The sequence below is a fragment of the Actinomadura sp. genome, assembly GCF_044508335.1.
Classification (GTDB): domain Bacteria; phylum Actinomycetota; class Actinomycetes; order Streptosporangiales; family Streptosporangiaceae; genus Spirillospora.
In genome coordinates this window covers 1-4,289 of sequence record NZ_JBIQHY010000003.1, presented here as the reverse complement: position 1 = coordinate 4,289, position 4,289 = coordinate 1, and the positions used below count along the sequence as shown (strand labels likewise).

The 4,289-nt window shown below is 72.4% G+C and carries 4 protein-coding genes; 1 reads left to right on the top strand and 3 read right to left on the bottom strand.

All coding sequences use genetic code 11. From position 1 onward, the window contains the following. Positions 1–28: 28 nt before the first annotated feature. From ACIWVC_RS01885 to ACIWVC_RS01875, 3 genes are all read right to left on the bottom strand, one after another. A complete protein-coding gene (locus ACIWVC_RS01885; RefSeq protein WP_396447378.1) occupies positions 29–382 on the bottom strand; it encodes an ACT domain-containing protein in 354 nt (117 codons plus the stop codon). A 23-nt stretch (positions 383–405) separates the two neighbouring features. Beyond that, positions 406–2,637: a 1,4-alpha-glucan branching protein GlgB gene (gene glgB, locus ACIWVC_RS01880; RefSeq protein ID WP_396447379.1), complete on the bottom strand. Its 2,232-nt coding sequence runs from the start codon at positions 2,635–2,637 to the stop codon at positions 406–408. 439 nt (positions 2,638–3,076) lie between these two features. After that, complete coding sequence (locus tag ACIWVC_RS01875) at positions 3,077–3,295, bottom strand: hypothetical protein (protein ID WP_396447380.1); 219 nt, start codon at positions 3,293–3,295, stop codon at positions 3,077–3,079. Between the two features lie 201 nt (positions 3,296–3,496). On the opposite strand from ACIWVC_RS01875, the gene ACIWVC_RS01870 reads away from it, so the two are divergent. Beyond that, positions 3,497–4,255, top strand: coding sequence for a GntR family transcriptional regulator (locus ACIWVC_RS01870; protein ID WP_396447381.1), 759 nt, complete (start codon positions 3,497–3,499; stop codon positions 4,253–4,255). The last annotated feature ends 34 nt before the right edge of the window (positions 4,256–4,289 follow it).

The window sequence follows — 4,289 nt, the reverse complement described above, 5'->3', positions numbered from 1 at the left end:
GAAGAGGGCGCCTGCGGAAGAGGGGCGGCTAGACCTCGACGCGGTGGCCGGCGTCACGGAGCGCCGCCGTCGCCTCCTTCAGCCGGTGCTCCGGGACGAGCACCAGATCGGCGTGGTAGGTCGACGCGACGAAGACGGGCACCTCGGCGTCCGCGAGCGGCCCCACGATCGCGGCCAGCATGCCCGGCGCGTCCAGGCCGTGCGCGGCGTCGCCGTAGAAGCCGGCCCAGCGCTCGGTCTCCGCGTACGGCGACGCGTCCCGCACGACGGTGAGCCCCTCCGGGGCCCGCACCAGCGCGATCCACTCGTCGTCCTCGGGGAACGTCGCGTGCGGCAGGTGCTCCACCGTGAACTGGCCGGGGACGATGTGCAGGCGCTGCATGCGCCCACCCTATTCACGCGAGGCTACTCGGGCACCAGCCAGACGGCCCCGAGCGGCGGGACGCGCAGCACCGCCGACGCGGGCAGCCCGTGGCACGGGTCGCCGGCCGCCTCGACGCGGCCCATGTTGCCGACCCCGCTGCCGCCGTACTCGTAGGCGTCGGTGTTGATCACCTCGCGCCAGCCGCCCGCGCGGGGGAGGCCCAGCCGGTAGCCCTCGTGCGGGTTCCCGGCGAAGTTGACGACGCACGCGATGACCGGCGGGTCGCCGCCGTCCCGCGGCGTCCCGTAGCGCAGGTAGGAGAGGGTGTTGCCGCCCGCGTCGTTGCCGTCGATCCAGCGGAACCCCTCGTGGTCGCTGTCGCGCGTCCACAGCGCGGGCTCGCCCCGGTAGGTGCGGTTCAAGTCGCGGACGAGCTTCTGCAGGCCGAGGTGGTTGGCGCCCTCGGCGGCGTTGTCGAGGAGCCACCAGTCCAGCGGGCGCTCCTCCGCCCATTCGGCGCCCTGCCCGAACTCCTGCCCCATGAACAGCAGCTGCTTGCCGGGGTGCGACCACATGTAGGCGAGGAGGGCGCGCAGCCCGGCGAACTGCTGCCAGGCGTCGCCCGGCATCTTGCTCAGCAGCGACCCCTTGCCGTGGACGACCTCGTCGTGCGACAGCGGCAGGACGTAGTTCTCCGAGAACGCGTACACCAGCGAGAACGTGATCTCGTTGTGGTGGTAGTGCCGGAACACGGGCTCGTGGCGCAGGTATTCGAGCGTGTCGTGCATCCAGCCCATGTTCCACTTGAACCCGAACCCGAGCCCGCCGAGGTGCGTCGGGCGCGACACGCCCGGCCACGCCGTCGACTCCTCCGCGATCGTCATGATGCCGGGGTTGCGCTTGTAGACCGTCGCGTTCATCTCCTGCAGGAAGGAGATGGCCTCCAGGTTCTCCCGGCCGCCGTAGATGTTCGGCGACCACTCGCCCTCGTTGCGCGAGTAGTCGAGGTACAGCATCGAGGCCACGGCGTCCACGCGCAGCCCGTCGATGTGGAACTCCTCCAGCCAGAACGACGCGTTCGCCACGAGGAAGTTGCGGACTTCGGCGCGCCCGAAGTTGAACACGAGCGTCCCCCAGTCGGGGTGCTCGCCGCGTGCCGGATCGTCGTGCTCGTACAGGGCGGTGCCGTCGAACCGCGCCAGCGCCCACTCGTCCTTGGGGAAGTGGGCCGGCACCCAGTCCATGATGACGCCGATACCCGCCTGGTGGAGGCGGTCGACCAGGTGGCGGAAGTCGTCCGGGTTCCCGAACCGCGCGGTCGGCGCGTAGTAGGACGTCACCTGGTAGCCCCACGAGGGCCCGTAGGGGTGCTCCGCGACCGGCAGCAGCTCGACGTGCGTGAACCCCATGTCGCGCACGTACTCGGTGAGTTCCTCGGCGAGCTCCCTGTAGCCGAGCCCGGGACGCCACGACCCGAGATGCACCTCGTACACGCTCATGGGCTCGTGCAGCCAGTCGCGGTCCTTGCGGCCGTCCATCCAGTCGCCGTCGGCCCACTCGTAGGACGAGGTGAACACGCGGGACGCCGTCGCCGGGGGGCGTTCCGCCCACTGCGCCATCGGGTCGGCCTTGGTGCGCCACACGCCGTCCGCGCCGAGGATCTCGTACTTGTAGCACATGCCGTCGCCGACGCCCGGGACGAACAGCTCCCAGACGCCGGTGGAGCCGAGCGACCGCATCGGGTGGGCGCGGCCGTCCCAGTGGTTGAAGTCGCCGACCACGCGCACGCCGCGCGCCGTCGGCGCCCACACCGCGAACCCCGTCCCGTGGACGGTGCCGAACGCGGACGCGTAGGAGCGGACCCGCGCGCCGAGCGCCCGCCACAGCTCCTCGTGCCGCCCCTCGCCGATCAGGTGCAGGTCGAGTTCGCCGAGCGTCGGCAGGTGCCGGTAGGGGTCGTCCTGGATCGTCTCGATGCCGTCGCCGTAGGTGACGGCGAGCCGGTAGTCGGGGACGGCCAGCGGCGCCTTGCTCTCGTCGCCGTCCGCGAACGAGGCGTCCGCCGGCAGCGTGGCGCGGAACAGCCCCTCGTGGAAGTGGCGGAGCGTATGCCGCTCCCCGTTCGGCAGGACGACCTCGACCTTCTCCGCGAGCGGCCGCAGCGCGCGCACCGTCACGCCGTCCTTGCCCGGATGCGCCCCGAGGACGCCGTGCGGATCGTGGTGGTCGCCGCCGACGAGCCGGTCGATCTCCGCGCGCGTCACCCGTGCCATGACCTCACGGCCTCCCGTCACTGAGCTTTCACCCCTGTAGAGGTGCCCCGAGAAGCGCCGGTCTCACATGCCGGGCCGACCTGTTTCCACGAGCTTGACGTTCATGATCGGGATGGCTCGGCGCGGGTCGGCGGCGGGCACTCGGCGGGGCTCGCGGACGGGCTCCGGCCGGTTGCGGCCGCACGGGCGGCTCGACTCTTTCGTCGTGGGGTCGCGCCGGATGGCGCCGCCCGTGCGGCCGCGTCCGCCGGGCCCGCGTCCTACCGGGCCCCGTCCTTCCGGGGAACGGCCGCCTCGCCCCAGGGGTGACACCGACCCCACCCCCCTGGGATCCACTCCTGTGTCACCTCAGCGACACAGGTACCTGCCGTATCGGCGCATCCCGGCCCGGTCCGCCCCCGCTCGCGGACCGGGCCGCGCTGCTCCCCATCGCGCACGTTCACGTGTCCCCGCGTCCCTGGCGGGTCTGCTCGGCGAGCAGGCCGCGCAGCCCCGCCGGGTCGTCCGCGGCCACCGTCATCGCACATCCCGCCTGGAGTTCGGCGTCGCTGAGGTCGCCGCTGCGGGTCGCGTACCAGCGTCCCGCGTCGCTGCGCCACACCTGCCAACCCGGGAACTCCTCCTCGATGGCCGCCTTCAACTCATCGAAGTCGCCCATCAAGGTCGTCCCTTCCCCAAGGCCGTTCTTCTGTATACAAAAGTCTTACTTGGCCTAAGAGGTGTCAAGCTGTCCGTAAGCGGACCGTGCCCTCGCGGATAGCGCCCGCGGGGCAGGGATGGCAAGGAGGGACCAAGCGGGATCGAACGTCAGGTCGAACGCGGTTCGAACGCGCGGCAACCGAGTTGGGAGGTGACGCCGGTGCCCGACCGCCCCGCCTACCTGCGCATCGCCGACACGCTGCGGGAGGGTATCCGGGACGGCAGCCTGCCGCCGGGGACCCGGCTGCCGACCATCGCGGAGCTGTGCGAGGCGCACGGCGTCTCGGAGATCGTCATCCGCCAGGCGGTCGCGCTGCTGCGCGGCGAGGGGCTCGTCGAGACCCGCCGCGGCGGCGGCACCCTCGTCAAGGTCGTCCCGCCGGCGCGCCGCGTCGCGATGGACCGGTACCGCGCGGTGACCCGCCCCCTGGCGGTCCCCGAGACCACCTTCACCCGCGACCAGAAGATCACCTGGGCGGAGTACCGGCTCGACAAGGAGTTCACCCGGGTGCGGGCGGACGGCGAGCTCGGCGCCCTGTTCGAGCTGCCGGCCGGCACCGAGCTGCTGCGCCGCCGGTTCGTGTTCTACGCGCGCGGCGAGCCGCAGCAGATCTCCGTCAACTACCTGCCGTGGGACCTCGTCGGCGGCACGCCGGTCTCCGACCCGGCGCGCGAGCCGTGGCCCGGCGGGACGCTCGCGCAGCTCGCCTACCTCGGGCATCCGCCGATCCGGGTGGAGGAGGCCGTCCGGTCCCGCATGCCGACCCCCGAGGAGGCCGAGACGCTCCGGATGAGCGGCGGCGTGCCGGTCCTCGGCATCACCCGCCGGATGCTGGCGCGCGCCGGCGTGATGGAGGTCTGCCGCGAGATCGTGCTGCCCGCCGACCGCGTCGTCCTCGACTACTCGATCGACCTGTGACGCCGGCCCGGAGCGTCCGGGGCGGAGCGTCCGG

Excerpts from the sequence above, each read along its gene's own strand:
- ACIWVC_RS01885 (WP_396447378.1), bottom strand. The coding sequence starts at position 382 with ATGCAGCGCCTGCACATCGTCCCCGGCCAGTTCACGGTGGAGCACCTG.
- glgB (WP_396447379.1), bottom strand. The coding sequence starts at position 2,637 with ATGGCACGGGTGACGCGCGCGGAGATCGACCGGCTCGTCGGCGGCGAC.
- ACIWVC_RS01875 (WP_396447380.1), bottom strand. The coding sequence starts at position 3,295 with ATGGGCGACTTCGATGAGTTGAAGGCGGCCATCGAGGAGGAGTTCCCG.